Origin of the sequence: Bacillus thuringiensis, from assembly GCF_001595725.1 — a bacterium.
In the GTDB taxonomy this organism is placed as follows: Bacteria; Bacillota; Bacilli; order Bacillales; family Bacillaceae_G; genus Bacillus_A; species Bacillus_A thuringiensis_K.
The window spans coordinates 2,846,757-2,868,996 of record NZ_CP014282.1 but is presented as its reverse complement, the minus strand read 5'-3'; the positions used below and the strand labels follow the sequence as shown (position 1 = coordinate 2,868,996).

The following is a 22,240-nucleotide window of genomic DNA, read 5'->3' as shown; positions in this document are numbered from 1 at the left end:
GAATGCAAAGTTTATGGAGGAACAATCATGTTGAATTATGGTGTGAAGATGAAAAAGTTACTATTGGTGGGAGCTATAATAGTAAGCGTATTAAGTACGGAAAGTATGATGAATTATCATGCGGCCAAAGCTAAGGTGAAAAAAGTAGAACACCAGCCTAAAAATATAATTATGATGGTTATGGACGGAACGAGTTCAACGGCGACAACATTGGCTCGCTGGTATAAAGGGGCACCGCTTACGTTAGATCAAATTGTAACAGGAGGTGTTCGTACGTTTTCGGCGGAATCAGCTATTACAGACTCAGCGCCAGCAGCAACAGCTTTAGCAACTGGAAATAAATCGAATTCAGGATATGTAGGTGTATTACCTTCTATTGTAAGTTCGCCTAGCTTACAGCCAATAAAAGAAGAAGAAAAGTTACGGCCGGTCGCAAACGTATTAGAAGGCGCAAAATGTACTGGTCGTGCAACTGGCATTGTTGCTACATCTGAAATTCAGCATGCTACTCCGGCCGGATTCTCCGCTCACCATGTCAATCGCAAACATTTTGACGTAATTGCGAAGCAGCAAGTATATCAAAATATAGATGTCGTATTAGGCGGGGGAAAAGCGGCGCTTCTACCTATAAAAAGTAATGGAATCCGAAAAGATGGTGAAAATTTAGTAAAGGTGATTCAAGACAAAGGGTACGATTTTGTTGAAACGAAAGATGCGTTATTGAACTCCAAATCTAATAAAATTTGGGGCTCTTTCTCACATCATGCTCTTGCGTTTGATATGGATCGTATAGCAACAAATCCAGAACAACCAACACTTTCTCAAATGACAGAAAAAGCAATTCAAACATTATCAAAAGATAAAGATGGCTTCTTTTTATTCGTAGAAGGTAGTAAGCCAGATTGGGCAGCTCATGCTAATGATCCAATTGGGATTATTAGCGATGTATTGGCATTTGATGAAGCGGTAGCAAAGGCGTTACAATTTGCGAAGAAAGATGGGGATACGATGCTCATCGCTTTAACTGATCATGGTAACAGCGGCATCTCTATAGGGAATAGGAATACGACAAAAGGATACAATACTACACCGGTTTCTGCATACATTGATCCATTGAAAAAGGCGAAAATGACACTTGAAGGAACTATAAATAAATTGAAATCTGATTTATCAAATGTAGAAGATGTAGCTAAACTATACGGTTTGGATAATCTAACTCATGATGAAAAAGAAAAATTAAAAGTGGCAAAAAAGAAAATGGATGTAGGACGAATTCTTACTACATTATTGGCTAATCGTGCAAATATCGGCTTTACGACAGGAGGACATACAGGTGAGGATGTATTCTTACATTCTTATGGACCTCAAAAACCAGAAGGCTTAATCCAAAATACAGACATTGCGAAGACGATGGCGAAAGCGATGGGCTTTAACTTAGAAGAAGTAACGAATAAAATATTTTTAGAGAGTGAACAAGCCTTTAAGAAAATCGGTGCAACTGTAACAGCCGACAAAATCGAAGGAGCAAACCCGTTACTCGTAGTAAAACATAATAAAGTAGAAGCACAATTATTTGGTAACAAAAATATAATTCGTATCAATGGTAAAGGGTATGAATTAAGAAGTATTATTGTAGAGAGTAATGGAAAGTGCTATGTACCAGAAGAAGCAATTCAACTATTTGTAAAGCATTCTCGTTAAAAAATTGCCAACCAGTTAAGCTAACTGGTGGCAATTTTTTGTGTTTATTCTAAATATAAGTGTTCGAATTGTTTTGTAAAGTTTTCCATATGAGACTTGTATAAATGTTAAAGGGAAATTATATTTTTTCTTACATTAAAAAATTTCATTTTGTAGAATAAGAAGTTATACATATAGTAAAGTCTAATGTGTTATCAATTAATATTTACGAAAAATATATTAATACTTTAGAATTTCTTTAATGTTCATTATTTTTTATTTAAGGTTATCCGTTATATTTATAATATGTTTATTTCAATTTATCGTATTGCAGCGCAGTTTCATATAATTATAAAGCAATCATCAAAATAAAATCTCCACTAGAGTAAATTTATTATTTTTTTGCGGAAATTATTATGCAGCTAAGAAAACTGTAATTTATTGAATTAGAAATATATTAGAATTTACTTGAAGAAAGAGAGAGGGAATAAAATGAATATAGTGCACTTACGTCCTAAACAGCGGTCTAAGTATCGCATTATGCTAGGGAAGTGGTATTACTCTACAAAGAGGTACATTCAGTGGTTGGCAGATGGAAAAACATATGCAAAAAGGTTCCAACAAAAAAAGCTACCTTGTACAGCAATTCAGCACCGAACGATATTACTTCGTAAGCTCAAAGATGTAGATATGTGGTATCAACAGAATAAGGTTGTTAATTTGAAAATTGCTGTTAAAAAACTAAATGGTATCGTCATTAGACCGGGAGAAACATTTTCTTACTGGCGTTTAATAGGTAAGCCAACGAGGAAAAAAGGGTATGTAGAAGGTATGGTATTACATTACGGATCTTTTCAAACAGGTATTGGAGGAGGTCTTTGTCAGCTTTCGAATTTAATATATTGGATGACTTTACATACACCACTGACAGTAACAGAACGATATCGTCATAGCTTTGATGTCTTTCCTGACTCTAGGCGAACTCAACCGTTTGGGAGTGGGGCGACTTGTTCCTATAACTATTTGGATTTACAAATTAAAAATGAAACGGACCAACCGTATCAACTTCACCTTTATATGACAGATGAACATTTAGTTGGTGAATGGAGAACAGTCTATCCGCAACTGTATCAATATGAAGTGTATGAGAAAGAACACTCAATTCAACCTGCATACTGGGGCGGTTATATACGACATAATGTGATTCAACGTAAAGTATATAATCAACAGAAACAGTTAATAGAAGATCAATATGTAACAGAGAATCACGCTATAATGATGTACGAACCACTATTAGCTTGTAATAATGAGAATAGTGAGTAATATGGTAATCCATAGATTAAATAGTATAGAAAATATTTAATTCTTATTTTTATTAAAAAAGTATGAATCCTAGATTTACTGGATTTTGATTGTAACTAAGAACATATAAAAGTTCACTGTTATTTATAGGAGAGTCTGTTTGTTTTTATATCTTATGTATTTCACCCTGCATAAAAAAATCTTTCTCAACATTTTATTTGTTGAGAAAGATTGAATATTCGCATTATAACGAATATTATGTTGTTATCGGCAAAAAACGATAATTTGCAGACATTGGGGAGGAAATACATTGAAAAAGAAATTAAAACCATTAGCGGTATTAACAACAGCAGCAGTACTAAGTAGTACGTTTGCTTTTGGAGATCACGCAGCTTATGCTGAGACACCAACATCATCTCTACCAATAGATGAGCACTTAATACCGGAGGAGCGTTTGGCAGAAGCGCTAAAACAACGGGGGGTAATTGATCAATCTGCATCACAAGCTGAGACGTCAAAGGCTGTCGAAAAATATGTTGAGAAAAAGAAAGGGGAAAACCCTGGGAAAGAAATCTTAACAGGAGATAGTCTTACACAAGAAGCTTCTGATTTTATGAAAAAAGTAAAAGATGCAAAAATGAAGGAAAATGAACAGGCACAGCAGCCTGAAGTAGGCCCAGTAGCTGGACAAGGTGCAGCATTGAATCCAGGGAAATTAAATGGAAAAGTACCTACTACATCAGCGAAGCAAGAAGAATACAATGGAGCTGTTCGAAAAGATAAAGTACTTGTTTTACTTGTAGAATTTAGCGATTTTAAGCATAACAATATTGATCAAGAGCCAGGATACATGTATTCTAAGGACTTTAATCGTGAACATTATCAAAAAATGTTATTTGGTGATGAACCATTCACTTTATTTGATGGATCGAAGATTAACACATTTAAGCAATATTATGAAGAACAATCTGGTGGTAGCTATACAGTTGATGGGACTGTAACAGAGTGGCTTACTGTTCCAGGAAAAGCATCAGATTATGGTGCTGATGCGGGTACTGGGCATGATAACAAGGGGCCTTTAGGACCAAAAGATTTTGTGAAAGAAGCATTAAAAGCAGCGGTAGCAAAAGGAATCAATTTAGCAGACTATGACCAATTTGATCAATACGATCAAGATGGTGATGGAAATAAAAATGAGCCAGATGGCATTATCGATCATTTAATGGTTGTACATGCTGGCGTTGGTCAAGAAGCTGGCGGCGGTAAATTGAAAGATGATGCGATTTGGTCACATCGTTCAAAACTAGGTTCAAAACCATATGCAATTGATGGCACGAAATCTTCTGTTTCGAACTGGGGCGGAAAGATGGCTGCATACGATTATACAATCGAGCCTGAAGACGGGGCAGTTGGTGTGTTTGCGCATGAGTATGGTCATGATTTAGGTTTACCAGATGAATATGATACAAAGTACTCAGGACAAGGTGAACCTGTTGAGTCATGGTCTATTATGAGTGGTGGTAGCTGGGCTGGAAAAATTGCAGGAACAGAGCCAACGAGTTTCTCACCACAAAATAAAGAGTTTTTCCAAAAGAATATGAAGGGGAACTGGGCGAATATCCTTGAAGTAGATTATGACAAACTTAGCAAAGGAATCGGTGTTGCGACATATGTAGATCAAAGCACTACAAAATCTAAACGACCTGGAATCGTTCGTGTTAACTTGCCGGACAAAGATATAAAAAATATCGAATCAGCGTTTGGTAAGAAGTTCTATTACAGTACAAAAGGAAATGACATTCATACAACACTTGAGACACCAGTATTTGACTTAACAAATGCAAAGGATGCTAAGTTCGATTATAACGCATTTTACGAACTTGAAGCGAAGTATGATTTCCTTGACGTATATGCGTTTGCAGAAGATGGAACGAAGACACGCATTGATAGAATGGGCGAAAAAGATGTAAAAGGCGGCGCGGATACAACTGATGGTAAGTGGGTTGATAAATCATACGATTTAAGCCAATTCAAAGGAAAAAAAGTAAAACTGCAATTTGAGTACTTAACAGATATTGCAGTAGCTTATAAAGGGTTTGCGTTAGATAATGCAGCATTAACTGTAGATGGAAAAGTTGTTTTCTCTGATGATGCAGAAGGTCAGCCAGCAATGACGTTAAAAGGCTTTACTGTGTCTAACGGATTTGAACAGAAAAAACATAATTACTATGTAGAGTGGAGAAATTACGCTGGTTCTGACACTGCGTTACAACATGCACGTGGACCAGTATTTAATACAGGAATGGTTGTATGGTATGCGGATCAAAGCTTTACAGATAACTGGGTAGGCGTTCATCCAGGTGAAGGGTTCTTAGGAGTAGTAGATTCTCATCCAGAGGCAATTGTAGGGACATTAAATGGAAAACCTACTGTGAAGAGCAGTACGCGTTATCAAATTGCTGATGCGGCATTCTCATTTGATCAAACGCCAGCATGGAAAGTAAATTCACCAACACGCGGTATCTTTGATTATAAAGGATTACCAGGAGTGGCAAAATTTGATGATTCTAAGCAATACATCAACAGCGTTATTCCTGATGCAGGACGTAAGTTACCGAAGCTAGGACTGAAGTTTGAAGTCGTAGGCCAAGCTGAAGACAAGTCTGCAGGTGCAGTTTGGCTTCATCGATAAAATAAGGTAAAAAGAAGAGAAGCTGCGATAAGTCGGTGAAACTGACTGATTGCAGCTTTTTTCTTCTTGTGAAAAAACTCTCTGTTTTTTTTGTACTTATTGGAAAAATTCGAAGTTTCTTTGATACATAAAATGCTCCGTCTGTCCAATTATAGAACCTATTTTAGACGTAAGAAATTTGTAAGTAATGAGTAAGAAAAAAGAGATTTTCATAGTATAAAATATTTATTATAGCTACTTTTAACACCTGATACTAATAGTGTGCTATAATATGAATTAGCAACAAAAAGGAAAGGAATTAGAACAATGACCTTAGAAAATACTAAAAATTTAAAAAAACAAGTTGCTCCTTTTGAAAAATCAACGATTAAAAAAAGTGTTTGGCAACTGATCAACACAATCGTGCCATTTATTATTTTATGGTACCTTGCTTATAAAAGTTTGTCAGTTTCTTATTGGTTAACTTTAGTTCCAGCACTGTTAGCCGCTGGATTTATGACAAGAATTTTCATTATTTTTCATGATTGTACCCATTATTCGTTCTTTAAAAGTCGACGTGCAAATAGAATAGTTGGAACGTGTATGGGTGTTTTAACATTATTCCCATTTGATCAGTGGGGGCATGAGCATTCTATTCACCACGCTACAAGTGGTAATTTGGATAAGAGGGGTACAGGGGATATTTGGACGCTTACAGTTGATGAATATGTAGCAGCACCATTTAGACTTCGTTTAGCATATCGTTTATATCGCAATCCATTCGTTATGTTTGGATTAGGTCCGATTTATGTTTTCTTGCTTAAAAATAGATTTAACCGAAAAGGTGCAAGACAGAAAGAACGTATGAATACTTATTTGACGAATATTATAATTGTTGCTGTAGTAGCTATACTTTGCTGGGCAATTGGGTGGCAATCGTTTCTGTTAGTACATGGTACTATATTCTTAATAGCAGGTTCAGTAGGGATTTGGCTGTTTTACGTACAGCACACATTTGAGGATTCTTATTTTGAAGAGGATAAAGATTGGGAATATGTGAAAGCGGCAGTGGAAGGAAGTTCTTTTTATAAGCTTCCTAAAATTTTGCAATTTCTAACGGGTAATATTGGATTCCATCATGTTCACCATTTAAGTCCAAGAGTACCTAACTATAAACTAGAAGAGGCACACAATAATACGCTTCCGTTAAAAAATGTACCAACGATTACGCTTGCTACAAGCTTACAATCACTACGTTTCCGTCTTTGGGATGAGAAAAGTAACAATTTTGTTAGCTTTAAAGATGTCAAAAATATAATTAAAAATAATGTTTCTGTTCGAGTGAAATCTGAACTATAATTGCATCGTATATAAAACTCCCCTTAATCATTTTCGATTTAAGGGGAGTTTGTGTTTAAAGAGTAGATGCCAGATAAGAGGAAAATTTACATAATTCAAATTGTAATTGAAGCAGATTAGGAATTGCTCGTACGTAAGTACAAATATAAAGTGACAGTAAATGCATTATGTTAACAAGTGGAGTTATCATGAATTTTCCATTACGATAACTGTTCATAAATCCGACGAAAATTAATAGCAAAAGGTGGATCGTACAACATTATATCTAAAAAATTAGAAAAGACTTGAACGGAAATTTCATTCATTTTTCTTGGTGTTTCGCATTCCATACACTTAAATAGGATGCATATTCTAATTCATCTGGATTGTCATGTAACATAGAAATGAATTCTAATTTATTTCTATCACAATCTAGAAAGTATACACTTGCAGCGGGCATCCACCTTTGGACAATTGGCTCTTGATTTCCTTTTCCTTGACTTCCTATCACTTCTATTCCACGTTCCTCTAACCACGCTTTAGAAGTCATTAAAAACTCTAAATTTACACCAAAAGCAAAATGTCTCAGCTCAAAGTCTTCGATATTATTTACTTCCCATAGTCCAAGCATTTGTTGTTTATTTTCTCCGACCCAAAAGAAAGCCACTCTTTTTTTGGAGAGTTTTCTTGCTAACGTCAATTCTAGCTTGTTTTGATAGAAATTTATTGCCTTTTCTAAATTTCTTACATGTAAATGAGTTTCGTATATGTTCTGTATTATTATGATCATTCCTCTCTTTATTGGTAACTACCAATTGAATAGTAAATGTAATTCTAAAGTTGAAATATGTATAAGCCTAGTAATGTACATCTATATCCGATATACCTATTTACTATTATATTGAAATTGGAATGTGATAAATCCCACTGAGGTAGTAAGTGTTTAAATGAACCCTCTACTACTTTTGTAGGAGAGGGGATATATTCATTAAATTCAGATGAAATCATATTAAAATAATGAAAAAAGACCACACATGAAGTGAAACGCCACGTGTGGTCTTTTTTGTATCGTACAATATTACGAAGTTTCGCTAATTTTAGTTTCACTTTGACTGTTAGTAGCAATTCTTTTCTTAACTTTAAAGTGATAGTACGTGTAACAAAAGATAATAAATGGTACAGTGCAATAGATTCCAAGTCGTTGTTCAGGGATAAAGATAAGACTGATTAATATAATGCCATACAATCCAAAACCAAGAATTGGTACAAGTGGATAAAGTGGAGTTTTAAATTTTAAGTCTTCTAATCTTCCTCCGTCTGCTAAATAATGTTTACGGAAAAAGAATTGAGAAACACAAATTGACATCCAAACAATAATTGTTATGACTCCAGAAATGGAAATTAACCATAAGTAAACCGTTTCAGCAGCTACGACGCTTGTTAAAAGAGAAAAAGCAGAAATAGCTATTGTCATGATTAAAGCGTTGAGAGGAATCCCACGTGATGATAATTTCTTTAAAAATGCTGGAGCCATTTCGTTTTTTGATAAAGACCAAAGCATTCGAGTAGCAGCGTATAGTCCTGAGTTTGCAACAGAAAGAACAGCAGTAAGAATAACAAAGTTCATAATATCAGCTGCATATGGAATACCAATATTATCAAAAACAGCAACGAATGGGCTCTTTGTTAATCCAGCTTCTTCCCAAGGAATTAAAGCAACAAGAACAAAGATTGCTAAGACGAAGAAAAACATTGTGCGCCATATAATATTTCTAATAGAACGAGGTAAAGTTTTTGCTGGATCTTCACTTTCACCTGCTGCGATTCCGACAAGCTCTGTACCTTGGAAGGAATAATTGACTGTAACCATTGTTAATAGAATAGCTGCAAGTCCATTTGGGAATAAACCACCATGATTTACGAAATTTGAAAATAGCGGAGCTGGTTCGTCGCCTTTTAAATCAATAAAACCGAACATAGCGGCGCCACCAAGAATTATAAAAGCTATAATGGCAGATACTTTTATACTTGAAAACCAAAATTCTGTTTCTGCATAACTACGAGCAGATAATGCGTTAATAGTGAAAATCGTAACGCCAAATATTAAACACCAAACCCAAACAGGAATATCAGGAAACCAGCGCTGCATTGTAATGCCGGCAGTTGTAAATTCAAGACCGGTCGTATTCGCCCAGCTTAACCAATACAACCATCCGATTGTAAAGCCAGTTGCAGGATTGATGAACTTAGTGGCATATTCCTGGAAAGAGCCCGAAACAGGCATGGCTACAGCGAGTTCACCAAGACATAGCATAACGAAATACATTAATAATCCACCGGCCATAAAGGCAAGTACGGATCCACCAGGCCCAGCTTGACTGATAATAAAGCCAGATCCGTTAAATAACCCCGTTCCAATCACACCACCGAGTGCAATCATGAATAAGTGTCTACTTTTCATCGTACGTTTTAATTCATTATTTGTATTGTTTACTTGCGTCATTGTTTTCCTCACTTTCGTAGTTGATAGAATAAAGTTTGATGTTTTTCTGTATTGTGGAATGTATTCCGTGATGTGAAATCTTGTTATAATTTTCAGATAATTAAAAAGAAAAGTCAATATTTTTTTGTTTGCGCTTTCAAATTATTATTGAGTTATGTTTATTTATTTTTAGAAAATTAAATAAACTGATTGATTTCATTTTGAATATTTGTTAAATTGATAGGTAATTGAGCGTACTAACATATTACAAGTCAAGTTGGGGTGAGTTATGGTACAGTCCATTGATCGAGCGATAAGTATTATAAAGTTATTAAATTCTACTAATGAAAAAGAATATTGGGCTATTTCTGATATAGCGGACAGAACACATCTCCCAGTTAGTACAGTACATAGATTACTTAATTCTCTAATCGAGCATGGGTTAGTTACGCAAATTTCAGAAACGAAACAATACAAAATCGGGCCCATGTGGATGGAAATAGGATTACGTCAATTGGAGAAAGTAGACTACAGATCTGTGGCAAGAGAAGTGATGAAGCGATTAGCCTCTGAAGTGGAAGAAAGTGTGTATTTGAACATTCCAAATGGAACACATTCTATTATCATTGAAAGAATTGATAGCCCTTTAAAAATTCGAGTTATTGATAACTTAGGGGAACAGATTCCTCTTTCAATTGGTGCTGCAAATAAAACGATGCTAGCCAATATGAAACAGAATGAAATGGAATATATTGTTGAGCAGCTACTTCCTGCTTTACCAGAACAAAAGCGAATTCTTCTTGATCAAATAAAGCAAATAAGAAACGAAGGATATGCTGTCAGTTATGGAGAAAAAACAGAAGGAACTGCTTCAGTAGCTGCACCAATTATTGGATTTAATCATAATGTAGTGGGAGCATTAAGTGTTGGGTTAATTAGTCATCGTATTAATGAAGATCGACTATCTTTTCTTATTAATAAGGTAAAACAAGCAGCTCATGAAATATCAATAAAAATCGGCAGTACATCAGAACCATAATTTTGATAACTGTCGTCATTTTTTATTCATATACTGGAATTCATTTTCATAATGCGGAAAAATAGGGGGATTTATATGTCAAAGTGGCAATCAAAAGAACAATTGATTCAATTATTAAGCAGTCTAGTTGAAATTCCTAGTATTACAGGTACAGAAGCTGAAGTAATATTGCCAGACTTTGTTGTGGAACAATTATCTGATTTACAGTACTTCAAAGAAAACCCGCATCATTTACAAAAAAATCCGACAGGGGACGGACGATATTTTGTTACAGCGCTCGTAAAGAAAAGCGATTGTACAAAAAATACCGTAATTCTAGTTAGTCACTTTGATGTTGTAGATGTACAAGATTACGGAGTATGGAAAGAGGATGCATTCAACCCTAAAAAGTTAACGTCTATGTTTTATTCTCATAAAGATGAACTACCAGCCCATGTACGTGAAGATATAGAACAAGGAGATTGGCTATTTGGTAGAGGAACAATGGACATGAAATGCGGCCTCACGTTACAAATGGCAATGATTGAGCAAGCCTGTGAAGGAAGATTTGATGGAAATGTACTTTTATTAGCTGTTCCAGATGAAGAAGTAAATTCGGTGGGGATGAGGGCTGCTGTTCCAAGATTACTAGAGTTAGCAAAAGAACATGATTTAAATTATAAAACAGTCCTAAATTCAGAGCCTATGTTTGCAAGACATCCTGGTGACCAAAATAAGTATATTTACACGGGTTCTATTGGTAAAGTGTTACCTGGATTTCTTTGCTATGGTAAAGAAACACATGTAGGTGAACCTTTTGCGGGCTTAAATGGTAGTTATATGGCGTCATTAATAACAGCAGAATTAGAGTTGAATACGGACCTTTGTGATATTGTAGAAGGGGAAGCGAGTCCTCCGCCAACTAACTTACTTCAACGGGACTTAAAGGAGGATTATTCTGTACAAATTCCGCATCGTGCCGTTACATTATTTAATTTGTTTTTACTAGAAAAATCAATGACAGATGTCGTTTCATTGTTACGTCAAAAAGTAACGAAAATAGCAGAGAAAATAGAAGAGAAATATGAAAAGCAAGCATATCGTTTTTCTAAATATAATCCGTTTATACCGCCTAATATGAAAGTGAATGTATTAACGTACGAAGAGCTTATCGCTTATGCAATTGAACAACATGGTCAAGCGAAAATAGATGATATTCAATCTAGTATAATAAAAAATAGAGAAGAGAAAGATGATCGTGCGGTAACAATTGATTTAGTAGATAAACTAGCTATTTTATGTAAAGAAAAGGCGCCGATGATTGTACTTTTCTTTGCTCCACCATATTATCCAGCTGTAAGTTCACGCAACGATCCATTAATTAAAGAAGTAGTTGCAGAAATGGAAAAGTATGCACATTACAATCATAACATTACATTTGAAAACCAAAACTATTTTGGAGGAATTTCAGATTTGAGCTATGTGGGCTTACAGAATCCACTACATTCAATGAGTTCACTTGTAGACAATATGCCATTATGGGATAAAGGTTACTCGATTCCACTTCAGGAACTAGAAGAGTTTGACGTTCCAGTATTAAATATGGGACCGGTAGGAAAAGATGCACATCAATGGACAGAACGTCTAGATGTAAACTACGCATTTGAAACGCTATTAGATATGTTGCCGAAATGCATTGAAAAATTATTAGTTTCTAATAAAATTACACAAGTAAAGTAGTGTGATGAGTAAAATTATTTTAATATAATTAAAAACTAAAACGGCCAAACTCAAGTATATTCGAATTTGGCCGTTTATCATGTAGTGCATTTCTAGTTAAATTCATATGAATTCATAGCTAACATGATCTCTTTTATCGTTTTATTTTTTTGTTTGGCTAGACAGTTCAATAGACTTTTGCGTACAGCGCTGCATAGCTGAAATGATGGCTGTGCGTAAGCCTTTTTCCTCTAATGTTGCTACAGCTTCTATCGTTGTTCCGCCAGGAGAACAAACCATATCTTTCAATTCACCTGGATGTATTCCTGTTTCTAGTACCATTTTTGCAGACCCTAATACAGCTTGAGCAGCGAATTTATATGCTTGATTTCTAGGCATACCATCTAGTACAGCAGCATCTGCCATCGCCTCTATAATCATATATACGTATGCTGGTGAAGAACCACTTACTGATGTAACAACATCCATTAATTTTTCACTTACAATCTCTGCTTGACCAAAGCTATTGAAAATGTTTAGCACATCTTCTAAATCTTTTTCTGTCACCATTTCATTAGGGCATAACGCAGACATTCCTTCTCCAACAAGAGCAGGTGTATTAGGCATTACTCTTACAACTTTTAATTTTTTATCAAAAGCTTCTTCAGTACTTTTAATGCTTTTGCCGGCAGCGATCGTTACGACGATAACATCGTTTTTGATGACTTCTTTTATTTCGTTAATGACCGCTGCGTATAGGTCCGGTTTAATTGATAAAATTAAAATATCAGCATTTTTAGCTACCTCATTATTGTCAGTAGTTGTAGTTAGCCCATATTTTTCGTTAGCATGTTTTAAATTCGTAGTGTTTAAATCCGAACAAATAACATGATTTGCAGACACTACCTTTTTGTTTAGCATTCCGCCAATGATAGCCATTCCCATATTTCCGCATCCGATGAATCCAATTTGTTTATCCATAATAACTCAATCTTGCTCCTTTTTAATAAATTATATTATTTCGAAATTGTTATCTTAAAATAACAATAACATCTCCAGGCAATATAAAGAAACATTCTAAGAGAATATATTCCTTTTTGCAACAGTAAAAGATAAAAATGAATTATATTCGACATTCTGTAAATATATACACTATAATGTAAGGTATTATGTTTATGAATATGAGTTGCAGTTATATCAATTTGTATTTTCATTCAGTAGGGCAATCATTTCATACAAGAACTTGTCGCTCTATTTATTTTTTAAAATACCTCTTGACACCAAATCAAACTATATCGCATAATATAAAAAAATTAAACCGAAAATCGTTGAAGGGAAATAGTACATATGTCTTCTTGCGAAAGAGAGTGGAATTCACCGGCTGAAAGATTCCTCGTATAGAATATATCGAACCTATCCCTGAGTCTTAAATGAAAGTTTAGGCGTTCGCCTGCGTTATAGGCGCCAAGTGGATATCTATGTATATCAATTAAGGTGGTACCGCGGAACAATGACCGTTTCGTCCTTTTTATTTTATTAAGGGCGAAGCGGTCATTTTTATTTTGCTCTTGAATAGGCTAGGTGCAGCAATAATGAGAATAGAAATGACTGAAAGCTGTATGAATAAAAGTGTAATGTATAAAAAACTTTGATTTTAGATTTGGGGGATACAAAAGTGAAAAAACAACGAGTTGTCGTTAAGATTGGGAGCAGCTCCTTGGCAGATAGTCACGGAGGCATTTCTAAAGAACAACTTTCAGATCATGTTGCCGCATTGGCTCGATTGAAAGAGGAAGGACATGAAGTTTTGTTAATTACATCTGGAGCCGTTGCTGCAGGTTTTTCTGCTCTAGGATATCCAAGTAGACCTGTGACAATTAAAGGAAAACAGGCTGCTGCGGCTGTCGGACAAAGCTTGTTAATGCAGGCGTACACGGAGGAATTCCGTAAATATGGTATTGTAACTGCGCAATTATTGCTGACGAGAAGTGACTTTTCTAGAAAAGAACAATATAGTAACGCTTACGCTACTTTAGGAGAGTTATTAAACCGTTCTGCTCTTCCAATCATTAATGAAAATGATTCCATCTCTTTAGAGGAGCTAACGTTCGGTGATAATGATATGCTGTCAGCTTTAGTAAGCGGACTTGTTTCAGCTGATATGCTTATGATTTTTACAGATGTGAACGGTTTATATGACAAAAATCCTCAGAAAAATGAGGATGCGAAAAAATATTATTTCCTTCCTGAAGTTACAGAAGAAATCGCTTCTCTTGCAGGAGATGCTGGCTCAAAACTCGGGACTGGCGGAATGAAATCAAAAATCGATGCTGCAAAGACAGCACTCTCTCTTGGTGCGAGTGTATTTATTGGAACAGGACGTGGACAAGAGAAATTTGTAGATGTTTTAAAGGGCAAAGGTGATGGAACATATATCGGAAATGCTCCTCAAAAAGAAATGAAGATGAACAAGCAATGGATCGCGTTGCATTCGCTCGTTAGCGGACAAATTGAAGTAGACGCTGGTGCAGCTACTGCTATCATTCAGCATGGTAAGAGTCTTCTTCCTGCCGGCGTTACAAATGTGTCAGGATTTTTCAAAGTTGGCGATGTCGTAGAAGTAATGACGCAACAAGGGCACGTAATTGGAAAAGGGCAATGCACCTATAGCGCAGAGGAATTAAGAGAGATAAAAGGTATGCAAAGCCAACATATTCAAGCAAGAGGCGAAAGACATAATTATGAAGTTATTCATAGAGATTATTGGGTTTCACTTTAAGAATAGTGATGTTAAAAAGGAGGAAACAAAAATGAATGAAGTGTTGGCAAAGGGGAAAAGGGCGAAAGAAGTTGCTAGAGAACTTGTACTAAAATCTACAAGTCAAAAAAACGAAGCACTTGCTGCCATTGCTGAAAGGTTAATAGTAGAAACAGCTTATATTTTAGAGGAAAACAAACGAGATATCGAAGAAGGTAAGGCAAAAGGATTTTCTGATTCACTCCTTGATCGTCTAATGCTGAATGAACAGCGTATCATTGATATGGCAGAGGGAATTAAGCAATTAATTGAATTACGTGATCCTGTTGGAGAATGTGTAAGCAAATGGGAGCGACCAAATGGACTATTTATTCAGGAGATGCGTGTACCACTTGGTGTTGTTGGTATGATTTATGAGGCAAGGCCAAATGTAACAGTAGATGCTGCTACAATTTGTTTAAAGACAGGAAACGCAGTTATATTACGTGGTAGTTCTTCTGCTATCAATTCTAACAAAGCTATTGTTGACGTTATTCACCGGGCGCTTAAACAAACAAGCTTGCCTCCAGAAAGTGTACAGCTCATAGAAGACACAACACGGGATAGCGCAAAGCAGTTGTTTACAATGAATGATTACTTAGACGTTCTTATTCCAAGAGGTGGCAAACAATTAATTGATACGGTAGTGAGAGAAGCATCTGTTCCAGTACTTGAAACGGGTGCAGGAAATTGTCATATTTTCATTGATGAAACAGCCAATAAACAAATGGCAATTGATATTATTATAAATGCAAAAACGCAGCGTCCATCTGTATGTAATGCCATTGAAACGATTGTACTTCATGAGAAGTGGGCGCGGCGATATGGTAGCGAGTTGTTTTCTACTTTGAAGGAAAGCGGCGTGGAGTTACGTGGTGATCAGAAAGCATTGGTAATTGATTCTTCAATAGTACTTGCTTCAGAAGAAGACTGGGGTACAGAATTTTTATCACTCATGCTGGCAGTGAAGGTAGTTTCTTCTATAGAAGAAGCGATTCATCACATAAATACGTATGGATCTATGCATTCCGAAGCGATTATTTCAGAAAACGAGGAAAACGTCAGCAAATTCTTCACAGCTGTAGATGCGGCTGCACTGTATCATAATGCGTCAACTCGTTTTACTGATGGATCTGAATTCGGATTCGGCGCAGAAATTGGCATCAGTACACAAAAGTTACACGTAAGAGGACCAATGGGGCTTCCTGCATTAACTTCTACAAAATATGTGATTCGTGGAAATGGTCAAATTCGAAAATAAAAATAGAAGACACTCAATTCGATTGGGTGTCTTTCGTTTTAAAGAATGTTTACCATACAAATAGTCCAACAAGCATAGCGCTTAATAAAGAAACCGCCATTCCGCTAACAAGAAGCTTCCAAACATTTTTACCGATGACTGATGATTTTTCTCCGCCAAATAATGAATTGTAAGTTCCGTAAATCATACCTACTGTACTAAAGTTAGCAAAAGAAGCTAGAAATGTTGTTGCAACCGCAATCGTATGTGGTTGTAGCGACTTTAAGTTTGATTTTAAATCCATCATTGCAACAAATTCATTCGTCGTTATTTTGATCCCCATTAATTCAGCTACATACATAGCATCACTGCCTGATAAACCGAGTAAAAATGCAAAAGGACTAAAGATAATGGAGAAGATTTTTTGAATTGTTAACCCTGTTACAAAAAATCCTAAAATCCCATTTAAACATGCTGTTAAAGCTACATAACCAATTACCATAGCTAAAATAACGATAACCATATTCATCCCAACTAACATACTGTTTGAAATAGTAGAAAAGAAATCCTTTTTTTCATGTTTTGAAGGTGTGTAAACAACGTCTTCTTCTTTCGAAACTTCCACAGGATTTAATACATTGGCTAAAATTAATGCGTTAATACAGTTTAATGGGATTGCGCTGAAAATATATGTTGCTGGAACCATTGATAAATAAGCACCAAGAATGGATCCGCTAACGCTACTCATACTCATAATTCCAAAAGTTAATAATCGATTTTCTTTTAAAACAGATAATTGATCACGAACAACCGCAAGTGCTTCGGTGTTTCCTAAAAACATCATTTGAATCGAAAAGAAACTTTCTAACTTTGGTAAACGAGAAATCTTTGAAATAACTGCACCTACTTTATCAATAATCCAAGTTAAGATTCCGAAATAAGAAAGAATATCGAAAAAAGTAATAACAAAAATGATAGGAAGTAACGCACTAAAGAAGAAATCAATGTGCTGACTTTCCATAGCTGAAGGAAATGCAAATCGAATACCTTCATTCGCACATGCTAGTAGCCAACTGAAAAATGACGCAATTTTATTAATGATAATACTGCCGAGCTTTGTGCCTAACATAAACCACGTAATAAAAAGCTCCAATAGGATGAGAATTACAATTGGTCTCCATTTTATATGTTTTTTATTAGGCGAACATAAGAAAACGATTAATATGACAACGAAAATCCCTAACATATTCAATATGAAATACATGTCAACAACTCCTTGAGGCTTATTATTTGTATATAAAAAAGCCTCTATTCTTCCAAATTTGGATTATGATCAGAAGTTATGAAGAAGGTAAATGATGTTTGGGATTCACGTATTTTAATTTGCTTTATTTTGAGCAATCGCAGTAATTACAAAACAAGTAGCTATTTTCAATTGCTTTGTTGGATATTAAACCTATGCGATTTTAAACATCGTTTATCTCGGATTAACGGGCAGTAAGACTTCCACCTCAAAATTCAGGGAAAGCAAAGAAGTGAGGTGGGGATGGGCTGCCGCAAAATCCCGATTGGTAAGAGCTGATTAAAATTTCACTTTATAAATAAGAACGGTGAGTTGGCCATGAACCTTGAAGTTTCCGAAGCTGTATAATTTGTCCTGTATGATAAGCATCATGCAAAAGGATATTCATATATTGTTGCCAAACTGGTAGAGAAGGACTTAGTTGATCTAGTTCTGCTTCTTGAAGGGCGGTTAATGAAGATTGTAAGGCATCATGTACTTGAAGCGTTCGCTTTACTGTTTGTTGCCAAGCGTTATCATCATTAGGCTCACCTTGGATAAAGGTTTCATCATTATTTTGTGGAGCAACAAATGTGTTGTCTTCATGTAAGCGGGAAAGTAGGCGTTCTTTAAAGATTAATAAATGGTTCACATTTTCCCAAATCGTATTACTGGCAGCACCTTCTGGTTGCCAACATGCTTGTTCAGCAGTAAGATTTTTTAACGCTTCTGATATTGGTGGGTACCATTCTTCTTCGTAAAAAACTTGTTGGACTCCATTTTGCAACATTTCTTTTCTCCCCATTCGTATAGCCTCCTATTCATTTTTCTTAATAAAATCAATTCTCTTTTCTCTTCAATAAACCTTCTTTATAGCTGATCAAGAGAAGGAAATGCAATGTATAAAAGAGGCATTAAAAACTTTCATTTTTAATAATCAAGGTTTTAATTGAGTCAGAATAAAAAAGAGTATAAATCTTTTCTATTTGCTCATTGATTAGAATATTTTTAAAGTTGTAATATAATTCTAAAAATATAGAAGGTATAATTCGATAAAAATAGAATTAAATATATAGCAAACAAGGAGGGATAAAAATGGAGGTCTATCACATAACGAGTAGAAAGAGAGAAACTTATAACGTTCAAGTGAAATATTCGATACTTTTCGAATGTGCACTTGGCATTGCTGCGATTACTCATAAGCGGTTAATTGATACTCTTGAAAAGAGTCAAAATGAATGGGAAGAAATTAAGAAATCATTAACAGAAGAAATGAGAGAGCACTTACAGTTTGTAGAGGAACATAATACGTGGAAAGCGTTACTTCAGTTGTTGTATAAAGGGGAGTTTCAGGAAATATCACAGTTTCATACTAAAATCAATGCGCTTTCAGAAGTAGATTTGAAATATATATGTTTACCGTTTTTAGGCGAGAAGCATGAAAAGAAAAGACATTTAGCAGCGAGTGGAGACGTAACTGCAATACATGAACTAGAGGAACTAACGCAGGATCATCAGTTTTTCTCTACGTATATTCGTTTTATATGTAATGTGGATGTACAAGTGCTGAAACCTCATTTAATCGCTGTAATGACAGGTTGGTATGAGAGTGTTATTCAGAAAGAGGAAGAGAAAATACTTTCTATATTACAAAGAGACTATGAAGCGAAAAATGAGATGAATAAAAAGATGAAACCGGAAGAGTTCGTCGAGTGGGCGACTGGCGGTGTGAACTATATGCCAGAACCAAGTGTTCATAATGTACTTCTTATCCCGCAAATGACGTACAGACCGTGGAATATTGAGGCGGATATTGAAGATACGAAAGTATTTCATTACCCAGTTGCAAACGAAAGCATCCATCCTGAAGATCTATATGAACCGAATTATTTTTTAGTTCAAAAACATAAGGCGCTTGGGGATGAAGCAAGGTTACGCATTGTAAAAATGTTGTTTGAAAAAGAAAGAACATTGCAGGAAATTACAGAAAGACTGCAACTCGGTAAATCGACTGTACACCATCATTTGAAATTGTTACGTGCAGCGAAGTTAGTAGATATACATGACGGGAAATATGTATTAAGAAAGAAAGCAGTACAGTCGTTAGCGAAAGAATTAGATATGTTTTTGAATAGATAATTAACAACGAGAATGTACATAAAGGGAGGAATATAAAAGAAAAGTTGGTGTATGAAATTGAAAAATGTATTGAAAAATCGTTCGTTCTTTTTCATGTGGATAGGTAGCGCGATTTCAGAATTGGGCGGGGCTTTCGGAACGTTATGTAATTCGATTCTTGTTTATGAATTAACAGGGTCAAAAACAGCTTTAAGTAGTATGTGGCTATTATATTTCATCCCATCACTCATACTGCAATTAATAAGTGGCCCATTTATTGATAAATGGAGCCGGAAGTGGATTATGATTTTTTCACAATGGATACGAGCATCCGTATTCTTATTACCTTTGGTGATGCTAGTTACAGGTAGTATAGAAGTTTGGCATATTTATGTTGTTCAAATTGTAGTGGGACTTATTACACCTCTTTATACACCTGCGAGTCAGGCAATTACACCGAGCATTGTAAGTAAAGAACAACTTCAAGACGCAAATGCGTATATTGATGGAATGACTCGTCTCATGATGTTTCTTGCGCCAGTATTAGGTGGAGTAGTCATTCATTTCATTGGAACAGAACTTACATTATCTTTCGTATGTATTTGTCTATTTGTTAGTGGTGCTTTCTTACTTTATATAAAAGAAAAGAGAACTACAACAGATATACGAAAAACGTGGCTAGAACAATTCCTTCAAGGTTTTACATATTTTTTTACAAAACCAATCATCGTTTGGCTCGGTATATTTCTTACTTTTGTGCAGTTTGGAGTAGGGGTAACAATGGTCACAAATCTTCCTTATATAAAAGACGAGCTGTCAGCAGGATATGCAGAGTACGGCTATTTCATGGCAGGTTTTCCACTTGGCTATGTAATTGGCTCAGTATTAGTCGGAAAAGTAACATATAAAAGCCGGCGTATACTTATGCTTGGAGGATTGTTTATAGGAGGACTCACATACATTTCATTAGGGTTCAATCATAGTATTATTATTGCAATAATAATTGAAGTAATAGCAGGGATTTGTATTGCATTTTTCAATGTTTATAACACAACAATATGCCAACAAACCGTGCCGAATAATATGATAGGACAAGTATTTTCAGTGCGTTTATTTTTCATACGATCCGCTATGCCGTTAGGTGTGTTAGTAGGGGGAATATTGAGTGAAATGTGGGGAGTAAGAGTGCTATATTTAATCATCGGTGCAATTATATGTGTCACCTCTTTAATAGGAATGTTACTTCCATATTTCAAATTTTTAGATGAGGCGATAGAAAAGAAATCAGCATAATTCAAAAAATTAAAACTTTACAATTGAAAATAATTATCATAATCAATTATAATAGAAGAATACTAGTATTCGTATTACAAAGAGGGAGTGGGATATATGTTTATCGAAACGAAAACATTTACAGTAAAAGAAGGTACATCAAATATAGTTGTAGAACGTTTCACTGGAGAAGGTATTATTGAAAAATTTGAAGGCTTTATCGACTTGAGTGTTCTTGTGAAAAAAGTAAGAAGAGGAGACGAAGAAGTTGTCGTTATGATTCGCTGGGAATCGGAAGAAGCATGGAAAAACTGGGAAACAAGTGAAGAACACTTAGCTGGACATAGAGCGGGCCGTGGTAAACCAAAACCAGATCATATTATTAATGTGGATCATGCGGTTTATTATGTGAAATCATCGAAAGCGGCTTATCAACAGTCGTAATATACAAGCAGAGGATACATGTTGTAGAAGCAAACATGTATCCTCTTTTTTAATACTGGGGGATGGGAATGATAGAAAATTTTTCATTCATTTAAAAAAAGTTCTAGGCTATAGAAAAAATATTAGACTTATAAAGCATGGTCTTAGATGGAACGCTTGAATATCTTGTCTTACATATTTAAGTGTTATGAAAATGAGTCTATATACCCTCTGTTTAAAAGGAGATGAGTACATGAAGCTGAATCATTTAAATTTATGTGTTGATGATTTATCCCACATTAACGGGCAGTAAGACCCCCACCTCAAAATTCAGCTAAAGAAAAGAAGTTAGGTGGGGGATCAACTGCTCGTAAAAGCCCGATTGATTCAACTAATAATCAGTGGGGGATGAATAAAACCCCACTAATTAAAGTTTCACTTTATCAGAAGCGACATATTTCTTTGAAACATTTTTTGATTTTCAATTTTTGGAGCAAAAGGGAAAGGCACTAGTAGTGATGAGAGTTGATTTATACTTGTACTAAGTGATCCAAAGGCATTTAAGGGGAATAAGGAAGTTACGTATCCGGAAGCTTTTCATATTGGTTTTTTAGTGGATACATCAAGTGAAGTGGATCAAGCGTATAATCGTTTAGTAGCCGGCGGCATTGAAATAGACAAGGAACCTTATTCGATGAGAGGTAGTAGTTATGGTTTTTATTTTACAGTATTTAATGGCTTATTAATTGAAGTGTCTTGTCTTGATTATAGAGAAGATAAGAAAGTTTCAAAGCTTAATAGTGATCATCAAGAGTAATCATTTGAAGGTGTATAAAATTTAAATATGTATCATATTAGAAGACGGATTAAGAAAGTTTCACTGTAAAGTAAAAAAGAC

16 protein-coding genes, 1 pseudogene and 1 other annotated feature are annotated in these 22,240 nt (G+C 35.3%); of the genes and pseudogenes, 12 read left to right on the top strand and 5 right to left on the bottom strand.

Going from position 1 to position 22,240, the window contains the following annotated elements; all coding sequences use genetic code 11:
• The first annotated feature begins 27 nt into the window (after window positions 1-27).
• The 4 genes from AXW78_RS14430 (at window position 28) to AXW78_RS14415 (ending at window position 7,012) form a co-directional block, all read left to right on the top strand.
• Window positions 28-1,701: an alkaline phosphatase gene (locus AXW78_RS14430; RefSeq protein WP_061884303.1), complete on the top strand. Its 1,674-nt coding sequence runs from the start codon at window positions 28-30 to the stop codon at window positions 1,699-1,701.
• Between the two features lie 471 nt (window positions 1,702-2,172).
• Window positions 2,173-3,003 carry a VanW family protein gene (locus tag AXW78_RS14425; RefSeq protein WP_002181436.1) on the top strand — a complete coding sequence of 277 codons (831 nt, stop codon included), beginning with the start codon at window positions 2,173-2,175 and terminating at the stop codon, window positions 3,001-3,003.
• Between the two features lie 289 nt (window positions 3,004-3,292).
• Window positions 3,293-5,674: an immune inhibitor A domain-containing protein gene (locus AXW78_RS14420; protein WP_061884302.1), complete on the top strand. Its 2,382-nt coding sequence runs from the start codon at window positions 3,293-3,295 to the stop codon at window positions 5,672-5,674.
• A gap of 306 nt (window positions 5,675-5,980) precedes the next feature.
• Window positions 5,981-7,012, top strand: a complete 1,032-nt coding sequence (locus AXW78_RS14415) for a Delta(5) desaturase DesA (RefSeq protein ID WP_000171504.1) — start codon at window positions 5,981-5,983, stop codon at window positions 7,010-7,012.
• 301 nt (window positions 7,013-7,313) lie between these two features.
• Here AXW78_RS14415 and AXW78_RS14410 read toward each other — a convergent pair whose 3' ends face one another.
• Both AXW78_RS14410 and AXW78_RS14405 read right to left on the bottom strand, forming a co-directional pair.
• On the bottom strand, window positions 7,314-7,772 hold the full coding sequence (locus AXW78_RS14410) for a VOC family protein (protein ID WP_061884850.1): 459 nt from the start codon (window positions 7,770-7,772) through the stop codon (window positions 7,314-7,316).
• 297 nt (window positions 7,773-8,069) lie between these two features.
• Window positions 8,070-9,494 carry an amino acid permease gene (locus AXW78_RS14405; RefSeq protein ID WP_061884301.1) on the bottom strand — a complete coding sequence of 475 codons (1,425 nt, stop codon included), beginning with the start codon at window positions 9,492-9,494 and terminating at the stop codon, window positions 8,070-8,072.
• A gap of 268 nt (window positions 9,495-9,762) precedes the next feature.
• Here AXW78_RS14405 and AXW78_RS14400 point away from each other — a divergent pair, with 268 nt between their 5' ends.
• Together AXW78_RS14400 and AXW78_RS14395 are read left to right on the top strand one after the other, a co-directional pair.
• Complete coding sequence (locus AXW78_RS14400) at window positions 9,763-10,512, top strand: IclR family transcriptional regulator (protein ID WP_061884300.1); 750 nt, start codon at window positions 9,763-9,765, stop codon at window positions 10,510-10,512.
• A 75-nt stretch (window positions 10,513-10,587) separates the two neighbouring features.
• Window positions 10,588-12,231: a M20/M25/M40 family metallo-hydrolase gene (locus AXW78_RS14395; protein WP_061884299.1), complete on the top strand. Its 1,644-nt coding sequence runs from the start codon at window positions 10,588-10,590 to the stop codon at window positions 12,229-12,231.
• Between the two features lie 141 nt (window positions 12,232-12,372).
• Here the strand turns inward: AXW78_RS14395 and proC are convergent, their stop codons facing one another.
• The gene (proC, locus tag AXW78_RS14390) at window positions 12,373-13,191 is read right to left on the bottom strand and encodes a pyrroline-5-carboxylate reductase (RefSeq protein WP_000360712.1); all 819 of its coding nucleotides are present in this window, start codon (window positions 13,189-13,191) and stop codon (window positions 12,373-12,375) included.
• 338 nt (window positions 13,192-13,529) lie between these two features.
• Window positions 13,530-13,740, top strand: a binding site (T-box leader).
• 145 nt (window positions 13,741-13,885) lie between these two features.
• Between proC and proB the strand changes: the two genes are divergently transcribed.
• Both proB and AXW78_RS14380 read left to right on the top strand, forming a co-directional pair.
• Window positions 13,886-14,989, top strand: a complete 1,104-nt coding sequence (gene proB, locus AXW78_RS14385; RefSeq protein ID WP_000744796.1) for a glutamate 5-kinase — start codon at window positions 13,886-13,888, stop codon at window positions 14,987-14,989.
• Window positions 14,990-15,020: 31 nt separating this feature from the next.
• A complete protein-coding gene (locus AXW78_RS14380; protein WP_002181437.1) occupies window positions 15,021-16,268 on the top strand; it encodes a glutamate-5-semialdehyde dehydrogenase in 1,248 nt (415 codons plus the stop codon).
• 49 nt (window positions 16,269-16,317) lie between these two features.
• Here the strand turns inward: AXW78_RS14380 and AXW78_RS14375 are convergent, their stop codons facing one another.
• The gene (locus AXW78_RS14375) at window positions 16,318-17,511 is read right to left on the bottom strand and encodes a NupC/NupG family nucleoside CNT transporter (RefSeq protein WP_000273601.1); all 1,194 of its coding nucleotides are present in this window, start codon (window positions 17,509-17,511) and stop codon (window positions 16,318-16,320) included.
• Between the two features lie 331 nt (window positions 17,512-17,842).
• On the bottom strand, window positions 17,843-18,334 hold the full coding sequence (locus AXW78_RS14370; RefSeq protein ID WP_000532729.1) for a DinB family protein: 492 nt from the start codon (window positions 18,332-18,334) through the stop codon (window positions 17,843-17,845).
• Window positions 18,335-18,624: 290 nt separating this feature from the next.
• Between AXW78_RS14370 and AXW78_RS14365 the strand changes: the two genes are divergently transcribed.
• The 4 genes and pseudogenes from AXW78_RS14365 to AXW78_RS14350 all read left to right on the top strand — a co-directional run.
• Entirely contained in the window at window positions 18,625-19,668 is a 1,044-nt protein-coding gene (locus tag AXW78_RS14365; RefSeq protein WP_000454557.1) for an ArsR/SmtB family transcription factor, read from the top strand.
• A gap of 51 nt (window positions 19,669-19,719) precedes the next feature.
• Window positions 19,720-20,940: an MFS transporter gene (locus AXW78_RS14360; RefSeq protein WP_000769367.1), complete on the top strand. Its 1,221-nt coding sequence runs from the start codon at window positions 19,720-19,722 to the stop codon at window positions 20,938-20,940.
• Window positions 20,941-21,036: 96 nt separating this feature from the next.
• Complete coding sequence (gene hmoA, locus AXW78_RS14355) at window positions 21,037-21,363, top strand: heme-degrading monooxygenase HmoA (RefSeq protein WP_000469496.1); 327 nt, start codon at window positions 21,037-21,039, stop codon at window positions 21,361-21,363.
• 419 nt (window positions 21,364-21,782) lie between these two features.
• Window positions 21,783-22,159: pseudogene (locus tag AXW78_RS14350) on the top strand (VOC family protein); the annotation flags it as partial.
• Between the last annotated feature and the right edge of the window lie 81 nt (window positions 22,160-22,240).

Coding starts and splice junctions, on each gene's coding strand:
- proC (WP_000360712.1), bottom strand. CDS start 13,191: ATGGATAAACAAATTGGATTCATCGGATGCGGAAATATGGGAATGGCT.
- AXW78_RS14360 (WP_000769367.1), top strand. CDS start 19,720: ATGAAATTGAAAAATGTATTGAAAAATCGTTCGTTCTTTTTCATGTGG.
- AXW78_RS14400 (WP_061884300.1), top strand. CDS start 9,763: ATGGTACAGTCCATTGATCGAGCGATAAGTATTATAAAGTTATTAAAT.
- AXW78_RS14370 (WP_000532729.1), bottom strand. CDS start 18,334: ATGGGGAGAAAAGAAATGTTGCAAAATGGAGTCCAACAAGTTTTTTAC.
- AXW78_RS14415 (WP_000171504.1), top strand. CDS start 5,981: ATGACCTTAGAAAATACTAAAAATTTAAAAAAACAAGTTGCTCCTTTT.
- AXW78_RS14380 (WP_002181437.1), top strand. CDS start 15,021: ATGAATGAAGTGTTGGCAAAGGGGAAAAGGGCGAAAGAAGTTGCTAGA.
- hmoA (WP_000469496.1), top strand. CDS start 21,037: ATGTTTATCGAAACGAAAACATTTACAGTAAAAGAAGGTACATCAAAT.
- AXW78_RS14425 (WP_002181436.1), top strand. CDS start 2,173: ATGAATATAGTGCACTTACGTCCTAAACAGCGGTCTAAGTATCGCATT.
- AXW78_RS14395 (WP_061884299.1), top strand. CDS start 10,588: ATGTCAAAGTGGCAATCAAAAGAACAATTGATTCAATTATTAAGCAGT.
- AXW78_RS14405 (WP_061884301.1), bottom strand. CDS start 9,494: ATGACGCAAGTAAACAATACAAATAATGAATTAAAACGTACGATGAAA.
- AXW78_RS14375 (WP_000273601.1), bottom strand. CDS start 17,511: ATGTATTTCATATTGAATATGTTAGGGATTTTCGTTGTCATATTAATC.
- AXW78_RS14365 (WP_000454557.1), top strand. CDS start 18,625: ATGGAGGTCTATCACATAACGAGTAGAAAGAGAGAAACTTATAACGTT.
- AXW78_RS14430 (WP_061884303.1), top strand. CDS start 28: ATGTTGAATTATGGTGTGAAGATGAAAAAGTTACTATTGGTGGGAGCT.